The sequence below is a fragment of the Streptomyces sp. NPDC049954 genome, from assembly GCF_040656295.1.
Taxonomy (GTDB): Bacteria; Actinomycetota; Actinomycetes; order Streptomycetales; family Streptomycetaceae; genus Streptomyces.
Genome location: NZ_JBFALS010000029.1, coordinates 1 through 18135, shown reverse-complemented (window position 1 = coordinate 18135; position 18135 = coordinate 1). Strand labels below are relative to the sequence as shown.

Here is an 18135-nt window from a genome sequence, read left to right as displayed (position 1 = left end):
CGCGTATCTGGATGCGTTGGCGGAGTTGCGGCGTAGTGAGGGTTTGCCGGCGACGTCGATCGCGTGGGGGCCCTGGGCCGACGACGGCATGGCAGTCCAGAACGCCGTGGTCAGCGGACGGATGGAACGGTTCGGTCTCCCGCCCATGGACCCCGAACTGGCCATCTCCGCGCTGGAGAAGGCGCTCGGAGCCCCCGATCCCTGCCCGGTGATCATCGACGTCGACTGGCCGCGATTCGCCAAGGAGGTCAACGACAGCCGGACCGGTGTGCTCTTCGGCGAGATCCCCGACGTGAAGCTGTGGAACGAGGCCAACGCCGGGTCGTCCGTGGAGGGTGCCGGTTCCGGGGAGCGCGGCACACCACTCGCGGAGAGGCTGTCGGCCCTTCCCGTCGCCGAGCGGATGACGGTACTGCTCGGCCTCGTACGCGAGAAGACAGCCGCGGTGCTCGGGTACACCAGTCACGAGGGGCTCGACGCGGAGCGTGGCTTCTTCGAGATGGGGCTCGACTCGCTCACCGCGGTGGAACTCCGCAACCGTCTGAACACGGCTACCGGACTACGGCTGCGCTCCACCACCTTGTTCGACTACGCGACGCCCTCGGCGCTGGCCCAGCACCTCATGGGCGAGCTGGCTCCGGACGACGCCGCAGCGGAGAACGTACTGCCGGCGGAGATCGACCACCTCGAAGCCGTCCTCTCCTCACTGCCGCAGGACGACATCGAACGCGCCAAGGCGGTGGTCCGGCTGCAGTCCATGCTCGCGAAGCTGAGTCAAGCCGGTACCGCCTCCGGTGGGAGCGCCGAACAGGATGACGACGCGGGCGACGACCTCGCGGGTGCGTCGGTCGACGAACTCTTCGACGTCATTGACCGAGAACTCGGGGATGCCTGACTGTGATCATGAACCTTTTGGTTTCCACGAGGGGACAGGGCTAAGTGTCGAACGAAGAGAAGCTCGTCGAGTACCTGAAGCGGGTCATGGCCGACCTGCGCCAGACGCAGCGCCGTCTCCGCGATGTCGAGGAAAAGTCCCAGGAATCCGTCGCGATCGTCGGCATGAGCTGCCGTTTTCCCGGTGGCGTCAGGTCTCCGGAGGAGTTCTGGGACCTGCTCGCCGACGGCGGGGACGCGGTCGCCCCGTTCCCGGACGACCGCGGCTGGAACCTCGCCGGGCTGTACGACCCGGACCCGGACAGCGCCGGCACCTCGTACGTGAAGGAAGGTGCCTTCCTGCGGGATGCGGGCGCCTTCGATCCTGCGTTCTTCGGGATCTCGCCGCGTGAGGCGCTGGCGATGGACCCGCAGCAACGGCTGCTGCTCGAAACCGGCTGGGAGGCCATGGAGGCGGCCGGCCTCACGCCCGCCTCGGTGCGCGGCACCAGGACCGGAGTGTTCATAGGCACCAACGGGCAGGACTACATAGAGGCCCTGCGCCGGGCGCCCAAGGGTGTCGAGGGCTACCTGGCCACCAGCAGCGCGGCCAGCGTCATGTCCGGACGTCTCTCTTACACCTTCGGACTCGAAGGTCCCGCCGTCACCGTCGACACCGCGTGCTCCTCGTCCCTGGTGGCCCTGCACCTGGCCGTGCAGTCGTTGCGCCAGGGCGAGTGCTCCGTCGCGCTTGCCGGTGGTGCCACGATCATGACGACTCCGGGACTCTTCGTGGAGTTCAGCCGGCAGCGGGGGCTGGCTCCGGACGGTCGCTGCAAGCCCTTCGCCGCCGCGGCGGACGGTACGGGGTGGGGTGAGGGCGTCGGCATGCTTCTGCTGGAGCGGCTCTCGGACGCCCGGCGCAACGGGCACCCCGTGCTGGCAGTGGTTCGTGGCTCCGCCGTCAACCAGGACGGGAACAGCAGCGGTCTGACCGTGCCGAACGGAATATCCCAACAGCGGGTCATCCTGGCGGCCTTGGCGAACGCGCGACTGTCGGCGGCTGAGGTGGACGCGGTCGAGGCGCACGGTACGGGGACGACGCTGGGTGACCCGATCGAGGCGCAGGCGCTGCTCGCCACCTACGGGCAGGACAGGCCGCAGGACCGTCCGCTGCGACTGGGCTCGGTGAAGTCGAACATCGGCCACACCCAGGCCGCCGCAGGTGTGGCCGGCGTCATGAAGATGGTGCTGGCGATGCGGCACGGGCTGCTTCCCTCGACGCTGCACGTGGACGGCCCGTCCCCGCACGTGGACTGGGAGGCCGGCGCCGTCGAGTTGCTGACCGAGGCCCAGTCGTGGCCCGAGACGGACGAACCCCGCAGGGTCGGGGTGTCGGCGTTTGGCGTGAGCGGGACGAACGCGCACGTGATCCTTGAGCAGGCACCTGCCCTCGTTCCCACCGAGGGTCCTGGTTCGGGTTGGGAGGAGGAGCCCTCGCGGATGCCGGCGCCGGCGTCGGTGGTGCCGTGGGTGGTGTCGGGCAAGTCCGGGAGCGCGTTGCGGGCGCAGGCCGGGCAGCTGTTGTCCTACCTGGGGGAACGCCCGGCGGTGTCGCCGTCGGATGTCGGCCTCTCGTTGGCGACGACGCGTTCGGTGTTCGAGCATCGCGCGGTGGTGGTGGCCGGGGACCGTGAGGAACTGGCCGCCGGCCTCACCGCGTTGGCGCAGGGTGGGGAGGTGCCGGGGCTCGTCCGGGGTGTCGCGGTCGGTGTGGATGGCCGTGTGGTGTTGGTGTTCCCGGGTCAGGGTTCGCAGTGGCTGGGTATGGCGGCGGAGTTGCTGGAGTCGTCGGCGGTGTTCGCCGCTCGGGTGGCGGAGTGCGGTGCGGCGTTGGCTCCGTTCGTGGACTGGTCGTTGACCGAGATTCTGCGTGACGCTTCCCAGGACGACGCGTGGCTGGGTGAAGTCGATGTGGTGCAGCCGGTGTTGTGGGCTGTGATGGTGTCGTTGGCCGAGGTGTGGCGGTCGGTGGGTGTGGTGCCGGCTGCCGTGGTGGGTCATTCGCAGGGGGAGATCGCGGCTGCTTGTGTGGCGGGTGCCTTGTCGTTGGAGGACGGGGCGCGGGTGGTGGCGCTGCGGAGCAAGGCGCTCAAGGTTCTGTCCGGGCGTGGCGGCATGGTGTCGGTCTCCCTGGGTGAGGACGTGATCGGTGACCTGCTCGCCCGGTGGAAGGGCCGGCTGTCGCTGGCGGCGGTGAACGGCCCTGGCATGGTGGTGGTCTCGGGCGACGCGGACGCCCTGGACGAACTGCTGGCCGTCTGCGAGGCGGACGCAATCAGGGCGCGGCGGATCGCGGTGGACTACGCCTCGCACTGCGCGCACGTCGAGGAGATCGAGGCCGTCCTTGCGCGGGAGTTGGCGGATGTCTCCCCGCGTACGGCGTCGGTGCCGTTCTACTCGACGGTGACCGGCGGAGTACTCAACACATCGGGTCTGGATGCCGGTTACTGGTATCGCAATCTGCGCCAGACGGTGCGTTTCGCGGAGACGGTGGACGCGCTGCTGGCCGACGGGTTCCGGCTGTTCGTGGAGTCCAGTGCCCACCCGGTGCTGACCATGGGCGTCGAGCAGACCGCCGAGGCCCACAACACCGCAGTGACGGCGGTGGGTTCTCTGCGCCGGGGCGAGGGCGGCGTGGAGCGCTTCCTCACCTCGGCCGCCGAGGCTTTCGTCGGTGGCGCGGCCGTCGACTGGGCCACCCTGTTCGAGGGGACGGGCGCGCGCCGCGTCGAGCTGCCCACGTACGCCTTCCAGCACCAGAACTACTGGATCAAGTCGCCCGCCGCTCGCGTCGGTGATGTGGCCGCAGTCGGTCTGGGGTCGGCGGACCACCCGTTGCTGGGGGCCGTGGTGTCGCTGGCGAACGCGGACGGGGTCGTCCTGACGGGACGGCTGTCGCTGGCGGCGCAGCCCTGGCTCGCCGATCACCTCGTCCTGGGCAGGGTGATCGTCCCTGGGACCGCCTTCGTCGAGCTGGCGTTGCGCGCGGCTGACGCGGCGGGCTGCGCGGTACTTGACGAGCTGACGCTGCGGGCACCGTTGGTACTGCCCGAGTCGGGGGCGGTTCAGGTCCAGGTTGTCGTGGGCGGCAAGGAGGACTCCGAACACCGTGAGCTGAGTGTGTACTCCCGGGTCGAGGGGGACGACGAGGAGCCCTGGACCTGTCACGCGGAAGGCACCCTCGCGGTGGCCGCGGCCGTCCGGGAAGAGGAAGAGCTGGCGGCGTGGCCCCCCTCGGACGCCGTGCCGGTCGCGACGGACGACCTGTACGAGCGGCTCGCCGAGCTGGGTCTTGACTACGGGCCGGTCTTCCGTGGCGTACGGGCGGTCTGGCGCCGGGGCGAGGAGGTTTTCGCCGAGGTCGCGTTGCCGGAGGAACAGCGTGAGGAGGCGACTCGGTACGGTGTCCACCCGGCGCTGCTGGACGCGGCTCTCCACGTGACCGGCGTCGGTGTCCTGCCCGGCCTGGAGGCTGCCGGTGCCGCCGGTGCCGTCGCGGCCGCCGACTCGCGCTCACCCCGGCTCCCCTTCGCGTGGAGCGGCGTCTCCCTTTACGCCACCGGTGCCACCATGCTCCGGGTGCGGCTGTCCCGGGCCGGGACGGACGGGGTGTCCGTCCTGGCGGCGGACGCCACCGGAGCACCCGTGGCTCACGTCGGTTCGCTCGTGGGCCGGCCGGTCTCCCCGGACGCGCTCGACAAGGTGGCGCGGAAGCCCCTGGAGTCGCTGTTCGCCGTGCGCTGGGAAACGGTGCCGACGACCCGCGCCGCGCAGGACGGCCCGAGCGAGCGCGCGGTACTCGGTACGGACGCGCCCTGGCTCGCGGCCGGGCTCGAAGCGGCCGGGGACCGGGTGCGGATCCTCACCGACGCCCCCTCGGCGGACGCCACGCCCGACCTCGTACTCCTGCCGTGTGTTTCCCCAGCGGACGGTACGCCGGGCGGTTCGCCTACCGGCCCCGGCGGTCCCCTGGACGACACCACCGCCTCCCTCGCTCGCGACCTGACGCACCGGGCGCTGAAGGCCGTACAGGACTGGCTGGCCGACGAGGCGGCCGTCTCGTCCAGGCTGGTGTTCCTGACGCGCGGCGCCGTCGCGACCGCGCCCGGCGAGGACGTACCCGACCCGGCCGCCGCGGCCGTGTGGGGCCTGGTCCGGTCCGCGCAGACGGAACACCCGGACCGCTTCCTGCTGGCCGACCTCGACGACTGGGCCGCCGCAGCCGACGTGGCGCGTGCCGCGCTCGCAGCCGGTGAACCGCAGATCGCCGTCCGCGCGGGCGAGTTGCTCGCTCCCCGGCTGACCAGGGCGGCCGCGCCGACGGCTGAAGAGACCGGGACAGGTGCCTGGGACACCTCCGGCACCGTGCTGATCACCGGCGCGAGCGGCGCGCTGGGCGGCTTGGTGGCCCGCCACCTGGTCGCGGAGCACGGGATACGGGACCTGGTGCTCGTGTCGCGGCGTGGCCGGGACGCCGCAGGGGCGGCCGGGCTGGAGGCCGACCTGGCAGCCGCCGGGGCGCGGGCAGTCTTCGAGGCGTGCGACATGACCGACCGCGAGGCACTGGCTCGCGTACTGGGCCGGATTCCGGAGCACGCGCCCCTGCGTGGCGTGGTGCATGCGGCGGGCGTGCTGGACGACGGCGTGATCGAGTCGCTGACGCCCGAGCGGGTGGACGTCGTACTGCGTCCGAAGGTGGACGCCGCGCTGCTCCTCCACGAGCTGACCAGGGAACTGGACGTCGAGAAGTTCGTCCTGTTCTCGTCGGCGGCGGCGACGTTCGGCGCGGCCGGACAGGCCAACTACGGCGCGGCCAACGCCTTCATGGACGCCCTCGCGGCTCACCGTCTGGCACGCGGACTGCCGGCGGTGTCGCTGGGCTGGGGGTTCTGGGCCGAGCGCAGTGGCATGACCGGTCACCTGGCCGACGCCGATCTCGCCAGGATGGCGCGCGGCGGTGTGGTGCCCCTCTCCTCGGAGGAGGGACTCGCGCTCTTCGACGCGGCGACCGCCTCGGACGAGGCGCTGCTGGTCCCGGTGCGGCTCACGGGAGCGGTACTCCGTGGCGGCGACGGCCCCGTGGCGCCGCTGCTGCGCCGGCTGGTGCGCGCCACTGGACGCCGGGCCGTCGCCGCGACCACGGCCTCCGGGCCGGAGGGCGGTCTGTGGCACGATCTCGCCCGGCTGCCGGAGAGCGAGCGGCACCCGCTCGTGCTGGATCTGGTGCGCACCCACGTCGGGGCCGTACTTGGTTACGCGCCGGGCGACGAGGTCGCGGCCGACCGTGCTTTCCGTGACCTCGGGTTCGACTCGTTGACGGCGGTGGAGCTACGGAACCGGCTGAACGCGGCCACGGGCCTGCGGCTGCCGGCCACCCTCGTCTTCGACTACCCGACGCCCGCGGTGCTCGGCGGTCACCTGCTGGCCGAACTCGTGGCCACCCACGCGCGAGAGCCGGTCGCCCCGCAGCCTACGGCGGCACCGGTTCGCAGGGCGGCGGCCATCGATGAGCCGATCGCGATCGTGGGCATGAGCTGCCGGTACCCGGGGGGTGTGCGGGCTCCGGAGGAACTGTGGTCCCTGCTCGCCGAGGGAGGAGACGCCATGGCGGCCTTCCCCGACGACCGTGGCTGGGATCTGGAGGCGCTCTATCACCCGGACCCCGATCACAAGGGCACCGCATATGCCCGTGAGGGCGGGTTCCTGTACGGGGCGGGGGAGTTCGATCCGGCGTTCTTCGGGATCTCGCCGCGTGAGGCGCTGGCGATGGACCCGCAGCAGCGACTGCTGCTGGAGACGTCCTGGGAGGTGCTGGAGCGGGCCGGGATCGACCCGGCCTCCGTCCGCGGAAGCCAGACCGGTGTGTTCGCCGGGATCATGCACCACGACTACGGGTCAGTGTCCGTGCCTGACGGCGTCGAGGGCTACATCGGCAACGGAACCGCGGGCAGCATCGCCTCGGGTCGTATCTCCTACACGTTCGGGTTCGAGGGTCCGGCGGTGACGGTGGACACCGCGTGTTCGTCTTCGTTGGTGGCGTTGCATCTGGCTGCGCAGTCGTTGCGGCAGGGGGAGTGTTCGCTGGCTTTGGCGGGTGGGGTGACGGTGATGGCGACGCCGGCCTTGTTCGTGGAGTTCAGTCGTCAGCGGGGGCTTGCTCCGGACGGTCGGTGCAAGGCGTTCGCCTCGGGTGCGGATGGTACGGGGTTCTCCGAGGGCGCTGGGATGTTGTTGCTGGAGCGGTTGTCGGATGCCCGGCGCAACGGGCATCGGGTGCTGGCGGTGGTGCGGGGTTCGGCGGTCAATCAGGATGGTGCGAGTAATGGTCTGACGGCGCCGAACGGTCCTTCGCAGCAGCGGGTGATCAGGGCGGCGTTGGAGAGTGCGGGGCTTTCGGCGGCTGAGGTGGACGCGGTCGAGGCGCACGGTACGGGTACCCGGCTGGGGGACCCGATCGAGGCGCAGGCGCTGCTGGCCACCTACGGGCAGGACCGTCCTGAGGATCAGCCGTTGTGGCTGGGTTCGATCAAGTCGAACATCGGGCACACCCAGGCCGCTGCCGGAGTGGCCGGAATCATCAAGATGGTGCTGGCGATGCGGCACGGCGTACTGCCGCGCACCCTGCACGTAGATGAGCCGTCCGCACAAGTGGACTGGTCCGAGGGCGCCGTCGAACTGCTCACCGAGAGCACGCCGTGGCCCGAGAACGGCCGTCCCCGCCGAGCGGGCGTCTCCTCCTTCGGCGCCAGTGGGACGAACGCGCACGTGGTGCTGGAGCAGGTGCCTGAGCTTCCTGACACAGCGGAGGTCGCAGGGCAGCCGGGTTCGGGTTCGGTTCCGGTGTCGTCGTTGTCGGTGGTGCCGTGGGTGGTGTCGGGTCGGTCGGGGTTGGCTTTGGAGGCGCAGGCGGGTCGGCTGGCGTCGTTCGTGGCGGAGCGGCCGGGCTTGTCGCCGGTGGATGTGGCGTCGTCGTTGGTGTCCGGTCGGTCGGTGTTTGAGCATCGTGCTGTGGTGCTGGCGGGTGATGTTGCTGGTTTCGGGGCTGGGTTGTCCGCTGTGGTGGCGGGTGAGCCGGTTGCGGGTGTGGTGCGGGGGCAGGTGGCGTCGGGGAAGCTGGCGTTGTTGTTCTCGGGTCAGGGCAGTCAGCGGGTGGGGATGGGCCGTGAGTTGTACGGCGCTTTCCCGGTGTTCGCCGGGGCTTTCGATGAGGTGTGTGGGCAGTTCGACGGGTTGTTGGGCTGCTCGTTGCGGGACGTCGTCTTCGGCCGTGACGAGACTGATGCTGCTGACGCTGACGACGAGACTGATGCCGCTGACGCTGACGCTGGCGTGTTGGATGCGACGTTGTTCGCGCAGTGTGGGTTGTTCGCGGTTGAGGTGGCGTTGTTCCGTCTGGTGTCGTCGTGGGGTGTGCGGCCGGATGTGGTGGCGGGGCACTCGATTGGTGAGGTGGTGGCGGCTTATGTCGCGGGGGTGTGGTCGCTGGAGGACGCGTGTGTGCTGGTGGCGGCGCGTGGGCGTTTGATGCAGGCGTTGCCGGCGGGTGGGGCGATGGTGTCGGTGCGGGCTGCTGAGGCCGAGGTTGTGCCGTTGCTGGCGCGGTTCGAGGGTGCTGTGAGTGTGGCGGCGGTCAATGGCCCGTCCTCGGTGGTGATCTCCGGCTCGGGCTCGGGGGTGGCCGAGGTGGTGGGCCTGCTGGAGGAGCGGGGGGTGAAGACCCGTCGTCTGCGGGTGTCGCACGCGTTTCATTCGCCGTTGATGGAGCCGATGCTGGAGGAGTTCCAGCATGTAGTTGAGGGTTTGTCGTTCGGTGTTCCGGGGTTGCCGGTGGTGTCGAATGTGACGGGCGCGGTGGTTTCGGGGGAGGTGTTGTGTGATCCGGGGTACTGGGTGCGGCATGTGCGTGAGGCGGTGCGTTTCGGGGACGGCATCGCGCATCTTGCGGGGCTGGGTGTGAGTGCGTGTCTGGAGTTGGGGCCTGAGGGTGTCCTGTCGGGGATGGGGCAGGAGTGTGTGGCGGGGGTGGTGTTCGCTCCGGTGTTGCGGGGTGGGCGGCCTGAGGTGGAGTCGCTGTTCGCTGGGTTGGCGCAGGTGTTTGTGTGTGGGCATGAGGTGGACTGGTCCGCGTTGTTGGGGCCGGTGCGGGCTGGTGGGGTGGAGTTGCCGACGTATGCCTTCCAGCGGGAGCGGTTCTGGCTGGAGGCGGCGCCGGTGGCCGGGGACGTGTCCTCGGCCGGGTTGGGGGTGGCGGACCATCCGCTGCTGGGGGCCGCGGTCACGCTGCCCGACTCCGACGGCTGCCTCTTCACCGGCCGGATTTCGTCGCGTACCCAGCCGTGGATGACGGACCACACGGTGCTGGGCGCGGTACTGGTGCCGGGGACCGCGTTCGTGGACCTGGCGCTCCACGCGGGCGGCCGCTTCGGCTGTGCGCGCGTGGACGACCTGGTGCTGGAGTCCCCGCTCGTCCTGCCCGAGAGCGGAGCGATCCAGCTCCAAGTCGTGGTCGGCGGCCCCGCCGACGACGGGCGGCGCCCCGTCAGCGTGTACGCGCGACCGGAGACCGACGACCCCGACGAGTCCTGGACACGCCACGCCGGCGCCGTACTGAGCCCGGCGGGTTCGCCCGGGACCGCGCGGCCGGTGTCCGACGAGCCGGGCGTCTGGCCGCCCGCCGGCGCCGAGGAGATCGACACGCTGGGCATGTACGAGAGCTTCGCCCTCGGCGGGCTCGCGTACGGACCGGTGTTCCAGGGCGTACGGGCGGCGTGGCGGCGCGGCGACGAGGTGTTCGCCGAGGTGGTACTGCCGGAGGGACACGGACAGGACGCGACGAGCTACGGAATACATCCGGCGTTGCTGGACGCGGCCCTGCACGTCGCCGGGCCGGGCGGTCTGGCCGCCCCCGACGCGGAGGGCCGGGAACGCGTCCGCCTCCCCTTCGTCTGGAACGGGGTGTCCCTCTACGCCACGGGCGCGACCAGGACCCGGGTACGGCTCTCGGCCGTGGGAAAGGACGGCGTGTCGCTCCTCGTGGCCGACGAGCACGGGCGGCCGGTGGCCTCGGTGGAGGACCTGGTCACCCGGCCGGTCACGCCCGAGCAGATCGGCGCGGCCCAGGACACCTCGCGTGACTCGCTGTACCGGCTGGACTGGCACGGCCTGCCGCTCCCGGCGACCGACGGGCCCCCGGCCGTCCGCTGCGCGGTGGTCGGTGACGGGTGCGAGGGACTCGCGGAGAGTCTGCGGACGGCCGGCTGGGAGGCGGCGACGTACGCCGGCCTGGCGGACCTGGCCGGGGCGGGCGTCCCCGGCGCCGCCCTCCCCGAGTGGGTCTTCCTCGCCGCGCCGTATCGCGGCGCGGGCGAGACCCGGGAAGCCGGTGGGTACGGAGACGGACCGCGCGAGGCCGTGACCGAGGCCCTGGTACGGACCCAGGACTGGCTGGCGGACGACCGGTTCACCGACGCCCGGCTGGTCGTCGTCACCCGGGGAGCGGTCGCGACCTCGCAGGCCGCGCCGACGTCCGCGAGTACGCCCGCCGACATCTGCCCGCGTGACACGGACGCGGCCGCCGTGTGGGGCCTGGTGCGGTCGGCGCAGGCAGAGCACCCGGACCGGCTGCTCCTCCTCGACCTCGACGACGCGGCCGTACCCGCTCCCGCGTCCCCGCCCGTCCCCGTCTCCCTGGCCGCGGCGCTCACGTCGGGTGAACCGCAACTGGCCGTACGCGAGGGACGTGTACTCGTCCCCAGGCTGGTCCGTGTCCCCGGAGCCGGAGCCGGAGCCGGAGCCGGAGCCGGAGCGGAAGCCGAAGCCGGAGCGGAAGCCGGAAAGGACGGGGCGCCGGCCGTGACCGGCCAGGAGCGGCCCGCGCGTACCGGACCGACGGCCTCGGCGACATGGGACCCGCACGGCACCGTGCTGATCACCGGAGCCGGCGGCACCCTGGGCGGAGCGGTGGCACGTCACCTGGTGGCCGAACAGGGCGTGCGCCACCTGCTGCTGCTGAGCAGAAGGGGGGCGGAGGCGGAACGTGCGGCCGCGCTCACGACCGATCTCGTCGCGGCGGGCGCCTCGGTGACCTGGGCCGCGTGCGACGTGGCCGACCGGGACGCACTCCGCGCCGCGCTGGAAGGCGTCCCGGCCGGGCATCCGCTCAAGGGAGTGGTGCACGCCGCCGCCGTACTGGACGACGGTGTCATCGCGTCCCTGACGCCGCGGCGGATCGACGCGGTACTGCGACCGAAGGCGGAGGCGGCCGCCCTTCTCCACGAACTCACCGTGGATGAGGATCTCTCCGCTTTCGTGCTGTTCTCCTCCGTGGCGGGCACGCTGGGAGCCGCCGGGCAGGGCAACTACGCCGCCGCGAACGCCTTCCTCGACGCGCTCGCCGCCCGGCGCCGCGCCCAGGGCCTGCCCGGCCTGTCCCTGGCCTGGGGGCTGTGGGAGCAGCGCAGCGCGCTGACCGGGGGACTGGGGGACACGGATCAGCGGCGCATGGCCGGAGTCGGTCTCGCCGGGCTGTCGACGCCGGAGGGGCTGGCGTTGTTCGACGCCTGCTGTGCCGGCGAGTCCCCGGTTGTGGCCCCGATGCGCCTGGACGTCTCCGCCCTCCGCGAGACCATCCGGAGCAACGGCGGCGAAGTACCGCACGTACTCCGTGAGTTGGTGCGAGTCCCGGCAGGGCGACCGGTGTCCGGCGCGGACACGGCGCCGACGGGGCTGCGGGAACGACTTGCCGGGATGCCGGCGGCGGAAGGCGAGCGCACCGTGCTGGAGGCGGTACGCCGGAACGTGGCGGCCGTACTCGGTCACGGGGGCACGGAATCCGTGGAACCGACGCGCGCCTTCAAGGACTTCGGCTTCGACTCGCTGACGTCCGTGGAACTCCGCAACCGGCTGAACGCGGCCACCGGCATGCGACTGCCCGCCACCCTCGTCTTCGACTACCCGACACCCGCCACCCTGGCCGCGTTCCTGCACCAGGAGCTGACACAGGACGTCGACACCGGTCCCGTGCCGGTGTCCGTCGGCCTGGACCGCCTGGAAGCCGGGCTGTCGGCCATGACCAGGGAGGAGGTCGGCCGCACCGACGTGGTCGCACGGCTGCGGGACCTGCTCGCGACCTACGGCGGCGACGCGCAGGAAGGCTCCGAAAGCGCCGGTCTCGTCGACGAACTCGACTCGGCGACGGACGGCGACCTCTTCAGGATGGTGGACGAGGATCTCGGAATCAGCTGAGCCGACCGTCCGCCCGCTGTGACCGGCCGTCCGCCGACCGCCCCTCCCCGCCGACTGCCCTGTGGCCCACTGTTCCTGATGGGAAAGCACGATGAGTAACGAAGACAAGCTCCGGGACTACCTCAAGCGAGTCATTGCCGAGCTGCACCAGACGCGGCAGCGCCTCCAGGACGCGGAGTCAGCGGACCACGAGCCGATCGCCATCGTGGCGATGAGCTGCCGGTACCCGGGCGGCCTCAGCTCTCCCGAGGAGCTGTGGCAGTCGGTCGCCGCGGGCCAGGACGCCATCGCGGGCTTTCCCGAGGACCGGGGCTGGGACGTGGAGGGGCTGTACGATCCCGACCCGGACGCCGTGGGCAGGAGCTACGCGCGAGAAGGCGGGTTCCTGCGGTCCGCGGGCGAGTTCGACCCGGCGTTCTTCGGGATCTCGCCGCGTGAGGCACTGGCGATGGATCCCCAGCAGCGCCTGCTGCTGGAGACCTCCTGGGAGACTTTCGAGCGAGCCGGTATCGACCCCGCGTCGGTACGGGGCAGCCGGACCGGCGTCTTCACCGGCGTCATGTACCACGACTACGGCACCGGTCTCGACTCGGTACCCGCCGGAGTGGAGGGCTACCTCGGCAACGGCACCGCCGGCAGCATCGCCTCCGGCCGGGTGGCCTACACGCTGGGCCTGGAGGGCCCGGCGGTGACGATCGACACCGCCTGCTCCTCTTCTCTGGTGGCCCTTCACTGGGCCGGCCAGGCCCTGCGCCGGGGCGAGTGCACGCTCGCCCTCGCGGGCGGAGTCACCGTGATGTCCACGCCCGGCACCTTCGTGGAGTTCAGCCGGCAGCGGGGGCTGGCTTCGGACGGTCGCTGCAAGCCCTTCGCCGCCGCGGCGGACGGTACGGGGTGGGGTGAGGGCGTCGGCATGCTTCTGCTGGAGCGGCTCTCGGACGCCCGGCGTAACGGGCACCCCGTGCTCGCGGTGGTCCGTGGCTCCGCCGTCAACCAGGACGGTGCGAGCAACGGACTCACGGCACCGAACGGCCCCTCGCAGCAACGCGTCATCCGGGCGGCCCTCGCGGACGCGAGGCTCTCCGCCAAGCAGGTCGACGCGGTCGAGGCGCACGGCACGGGGACGACGCTGGGCGACCCGATCGAGGCGCAGGCGCTGCTCGCCACTTACGGGCAGGGCAGGCCGCAGGACCGTCCGCTGTGGCTGGGGTCGATCAAGTCGAACATCGGGCACACGCAGGCCGCGGCCGGGGTGGCCGGGATCATGAAGATGGTGCTGGCGATGCGGCACGGGCTGCTGCCGCAGACCCTGCACGTCGACGAGCCCTCCCCGCACGTGGACTGGACGGCGGGAGCCGTCAGGCTCCTGACCGAGCCCACGCGGTGGCCGGAGGGCGAGGAGCCCCGCCGGGCCGGAGTGTCCTCCTTCGGGATCAGCGGCACCAACGCGCACGTGATCCTTGAGCAAGCGCCCGCCCCCGCTCCCACCGAGGGCCCCGGCGAGGACGCGGAGGGGGTGCCCTCGCCGGTATCGGCGTCGGCGTCGGTGGTTCCGTGGATGGTGTCGGGCAAGTCCGAGACGGCGTTGCGGGCGCAAGCCGAACACTTGCGGTCGTTCGTGGGCGCCCGCGGGGAACTCGGGGTCGCGGACGTGGCGTCCTCACTGGTGACCACGCGCTCGGTCTTCGAGCACAGGGCCGTGGTTCTGGGCAGCGACCGTGACGGTCTCCTGAGCGGCCTTGAGTCGCTGGCGCGGAGCCATGAGAGCGCCGGCGTCGTCCGGGGCGATGCGGTCGGTGCGGATGGCCGTGTGGTGTTGGTGTTCCCGGGTCAGGGTTCGCAGTGGCTGGGTATGGCGGCGGGGTTGTTGGATTCGTCCGCGGTGTTCGCTGCTCGGGTGGCGGAGTGTGGTGCGGCGTTGGTTCCGTTCGTGGACTGGTCGTTGACCGAGATTCTGCGTGATTCCTCTGGTGATGATGCCTGGCTGGGTCAGGTGGATGTGGTGCAGCCGGTGTTGTGGGCTGTGATGGTGTCGTTGGCCGAGGTGTGGCGGTCGGTGGGTGTGGTGCCGGCTGCGGTGGTGGGTCATTCGCAGGGTGAGATCGCGGCTGCTTGTGTGGCGGGTGCTCTGTCGTTGGAGGACGGGGCGCGGGTGGTGGCGCTGCGGAGTAGGGCGCTGCGAGTCCTGTCCGGGCGTGGCGGCATGGTGTCGGTCTCGCTGGGCGAGAAGGCCGTCGGTGACCTCCTGGCGCGCTGGGAGGGCCGGCTGTCGCTGGCTGCGGTGAACGGTCCCGGCGTGGTGGTGGTGTCCGGTGACGCGGACGCCCTGGACGAACTGCTCGATGCCTGCGAGACGGACGGGGTACGGGCGCGGCGGATCGCGGTGGACTACGCCTCCCACTGCGCGCACGTCGAGGAGATCGAGAGTGTCCTCGCGCGGGAGTTGGCAGATGTCACCCCGCGCACCGCGTCCGTACCCTTCTATTCCACGGTGACCGGCGGAGTGCTGGACACGTCGGGTCTGGATGCAGGCTACTGGTATCGCAATCTGCGCCAGACGGTGCGTTTCGCGGAAACGGTGGACGCCCTGCTGGCCGACGGGTTCCGGCTCTTCGTGGAGTCAAGCGCTCACCCGGTCCTCACGATGGGCATCGAGCAGACCGCCGAGGCCCACGACACCGCAGTGACGGCGGTGGGTTCTCTGCGCCGGGGCGAGGGCGGCCTGGAGCGCTTCCTCACCTCCGCCGCCGAAGCCTTCGTCGGGGGCGCGGCCGTCCACTGGGCCGCCCTGTTCGAGGGGACGGGTGCGCGCCGCGTCGAGCTGCCCACGTACGCCTTCCAGCGTGACCGCTACTGGCTGGAGACCACAGGCCCGGTGGTGACCCAGAACGCCGCGGTGAGCCTGGGGCTCGGGTCCGCCGACCACCCGCTTCTGGGAGCGGTCGTCGCCCTGGCTGACGCGGAAGGGTTCCTGCTGACGGGCCGGCTGTCCCTGCGGACGCACCCCTGGCTCGCCGACCACGCGGTCACCGAGACGCCGGTACTGCCGGGGACGGCGTTCGTGGAGCTGGCGCTGCGGGCAGGCGACGCGGTGGGTTGCGACCGTCTGGAGGAGCTCACGCTCGAAGCGCCGCTCGTACTGCCCGAGAACAGCGCGGTGCAGGTCCAGTTGACGGTCGGTGGCCCGGACGCGGCGGGACAGCGGCAGGTGGCGGTGTACTCCCGGCCCGAGGACTCCTCCGAGGGGCCCTGGACGCGACACGCGGCGGGAACGCTGACGGACAGCCCGGCTGACGTCGCCGGGGAGGCTGAAGTCGCCGCTGATCTGAGCGTCTGGCCGCCGTCCGGCGCCGAGCCGGTCGAGGTGGACGGCCTGTACGAGCGGCTGGCGGCCACAGGACTGCAGTACGGCGCCGCTTTCCAGGGGGTTCGGGCGGCCTGGCGCCGTGGCGAGGAGGTGTTCGCCGAGGTCGCCCTCGCCGACGAGCAGCGGGACGGCGCGAGTCGCTTCGGGCTGCACCCCGCTCTGCTCGACGCGGCCCTCCACGCCATGGCCACCGGCCCGGACACACGGGACGGGGCCGAGGGCGAACGGCGCCCCGGTCTGCCCTTCGTCTGGGGTGGCGTGTCCCTGTTCGCCACGGGCGCGGACGCGCTGCGGGTACGGCTCGCCCCGGCCGGGCCGGAAGCGGTGTCCCTGCACGTGGCGGACAGCGACGGGGCACCGGTCGCGACGGTCGCCTCCCTGGTGACGCGTACGGTGTCGCCGGAGCAACTGGGCGCCGCGGTACCCGTCGCCCACGAGTCGCTCTTCCGCGTCGCGTGGCGAGACCTCGCACGGCGCAACCCCGCGCCCTCGCGGACCACGGCCGTTCCGGACCGCAACCCGAGCGCAGAGAGCGTGAGTTGGGGGCTGCTCGGTGCGCCGGAGCCGCAGCTGTGCGCCGCACTCGACGCGAGCGGGGCGGGCCTCGCGACGTACCCGGACCTGGCGGGGCTGCGGACGGCCGTCGCCGACACAACGGTGACCACGCCCGACGTCGTGTTCGCCTCTCTCACGCCGGGCGGTGCTGAGGGTGCTGGTGGTGGGGTGGATCCGGCGGGTGTGCGGTCGGGTGTGCGGCGGGTGCTGGGGTTGTTGCAGGGGTGGTTGGCGGAGGAGCGTCTGGCCGGGTCCCGGTTGGTGGTGGTGACGCGGGGAGCGGTGGCGGCTGTTTCCGGTGAGGGTGTGGAGGACTTGGCGGCGGCCGCGGTGTGGGGTCTGGTGCGGTCGGCCCAGGCGGAGCACCCCGGCCGGTTCGTGCTGGTGGATCTGGACGGGGAGGGGGTGCCCGCCGGGGTGCTGGAGGCGGTACTCGCCGGTGACGAGCCGCAGATCGCGCTTCGGGCGGGAGAGCCGCGCGCGCCCAGGCTGGTCCGTGCCGGGACCCCAGCGGCCGGTGAGGCCGGATCCGTGGCGGCACCCGGCTCCACCTGGGACCCGGAGGGCACCGTGCTGCTGACCGGCGCGAGCGGCACGCTCGGCGCCCTGGTGGCCCGGCGCCTCGTCGAGCGGCACGGCGTACGACACCTGCTGCTCGTCTCGCGGCGTGGCGGCGAGGCGGCCGGGGCCCCGGAGCTGGCGGCGGAGCTGAGCGGCCGGGGCGCCACGGTGACGACCGCGGCCTGCGACACGTCCGACCGGGCGGCCCTGGCGGACCTGCTGGCGGCCGTTCCCGCCGGGCACCCGCTGACCGCGGTCGTGCACGCCGCCGGGGTACTGGACGACGGCGTGATCGAGTCGCTGACGCCCGGACAGATCGACGCGGTGCTACGGCCCAAGGTGGACGCGGCCGTCCACCTCCACGAACTGACCCGCGACCTCGGCCTGGCCGGGTTCGTGCTCTTCTCCTCCGCCGCCGGGACGTTCGGCGGGGCGGGACAAGGCAACTACGCCGCGGGCAACGCCTTCGTCGACGCCCTCGCCGTCCACCGACGCGCCCACGGCCTGCCCGCGATATCGCTGGGCTGGGGATTCTGGTCCGAACGCAGCGGTATGACCGGCCACTTGGACGACACGGCCGTCCGGCGTATGCGCCGCGGCGGCATCGCGGCACTCGCGACGGAAGAGGGCCTGGCCCTGTTCGACGCCACGGCCTCCCCGGCATCCACGGAAGCCGCGACGACCGGGGCACCGGCGGCCGACGCGGTCCTGCTGCCCATCCGCCTGGACCTGCCCACACTGCGGGCCCAGGCCGCGTCCGGAGTCGTCCCCGCCCTGCTGCGGGACCTGCTGCGTGTGCCCACACGCCGCGCGGTCGAGGCGACCGGCGCGGGCCTCGGCGGCTCCGCGCTGGGCCAGCGCCTGGCGCAACAGCCGGAGGCGGAACGGGACGACACCGTGCGCACACTGGTGTGCACCCATGTCGCCGCCGTCCTCGGGTACGCCGACGGAAGCACGGTCGAGAGCGAGCGGGCCTTCCAGGAACTCGGCTTCGACTCACTGATGGCGGTGGAGCTGCGGAACCGGCTGAACGCGGCCACGGGCCTGCGGCTGCCGGCCACTCTCGTCTTCGACTACCCGACGCCCGCGGTGCTCGGCGGTCACCTGCTGGCCGAACTGCTCGCGATCCATTCCGGGCAGCCGGCCTCGGCCTCGGCGGCGGCCCCGGCGGTCCGCGGAGGCACGGCCGCCGCCTTCGACGAGCCCATCGCGATCGTGGGCATGAGCTGCCGGTACCCGGGAGGCGTCCAGGCCCCGGAAGAACTCTGGCGGCTTCTTGAGCACGGCACGGACGCCATGTCCGCGTTCCCCGAGGACCGTGGCTGGGACATCGAGGAACTGTACGAGCCCGGATCCGAGACGCCGGGGAAGATCCACGCCCGTGAGGGCGGGTTCCTGTACGGGGCGGGGGAGTTCGATCCGGCGTTCTTCGGGATCTCGCCGCGTGAGGCGCTGGCGATGGACCCGCAGCA

General features: G+C 72.0%; 3 protein-coding genes. All 3 read left to right on the top strand.

The window, feature by feature from the left end:
• A partial coding sequence (locus tag AB0J21_RS33370; RefSeq protein ID WP_363149928.1) for a phosphopantetheine-binding protein occupies positions 1-895 on the top strand: 895 nt, incomplete at its 5' end.
• 44 nt (positions 896-939) lie between these two features.
• On the top strand, positions 940-12180 hold the full coding sequence (locus tag AB0J21_RS33365) for an SDR family NAD(P)-dependent oxidoreductase (protein ID WP_363149927.1): 11241 nt from the start codon (positions 940-942) through the stop codon (positions 12178-12180).
• A gap of 91 nt (positions 12181-12271) precedes the next feature.
• Positions 12272-18135 (top strand): SDR family NAD(P)-dependent oxidoreductase (locus AB0J21_RS33360; RefSeq protein ID WP_363149926.1); only part of this gene is annotated, 5864 nt, incomplete at its 3' end.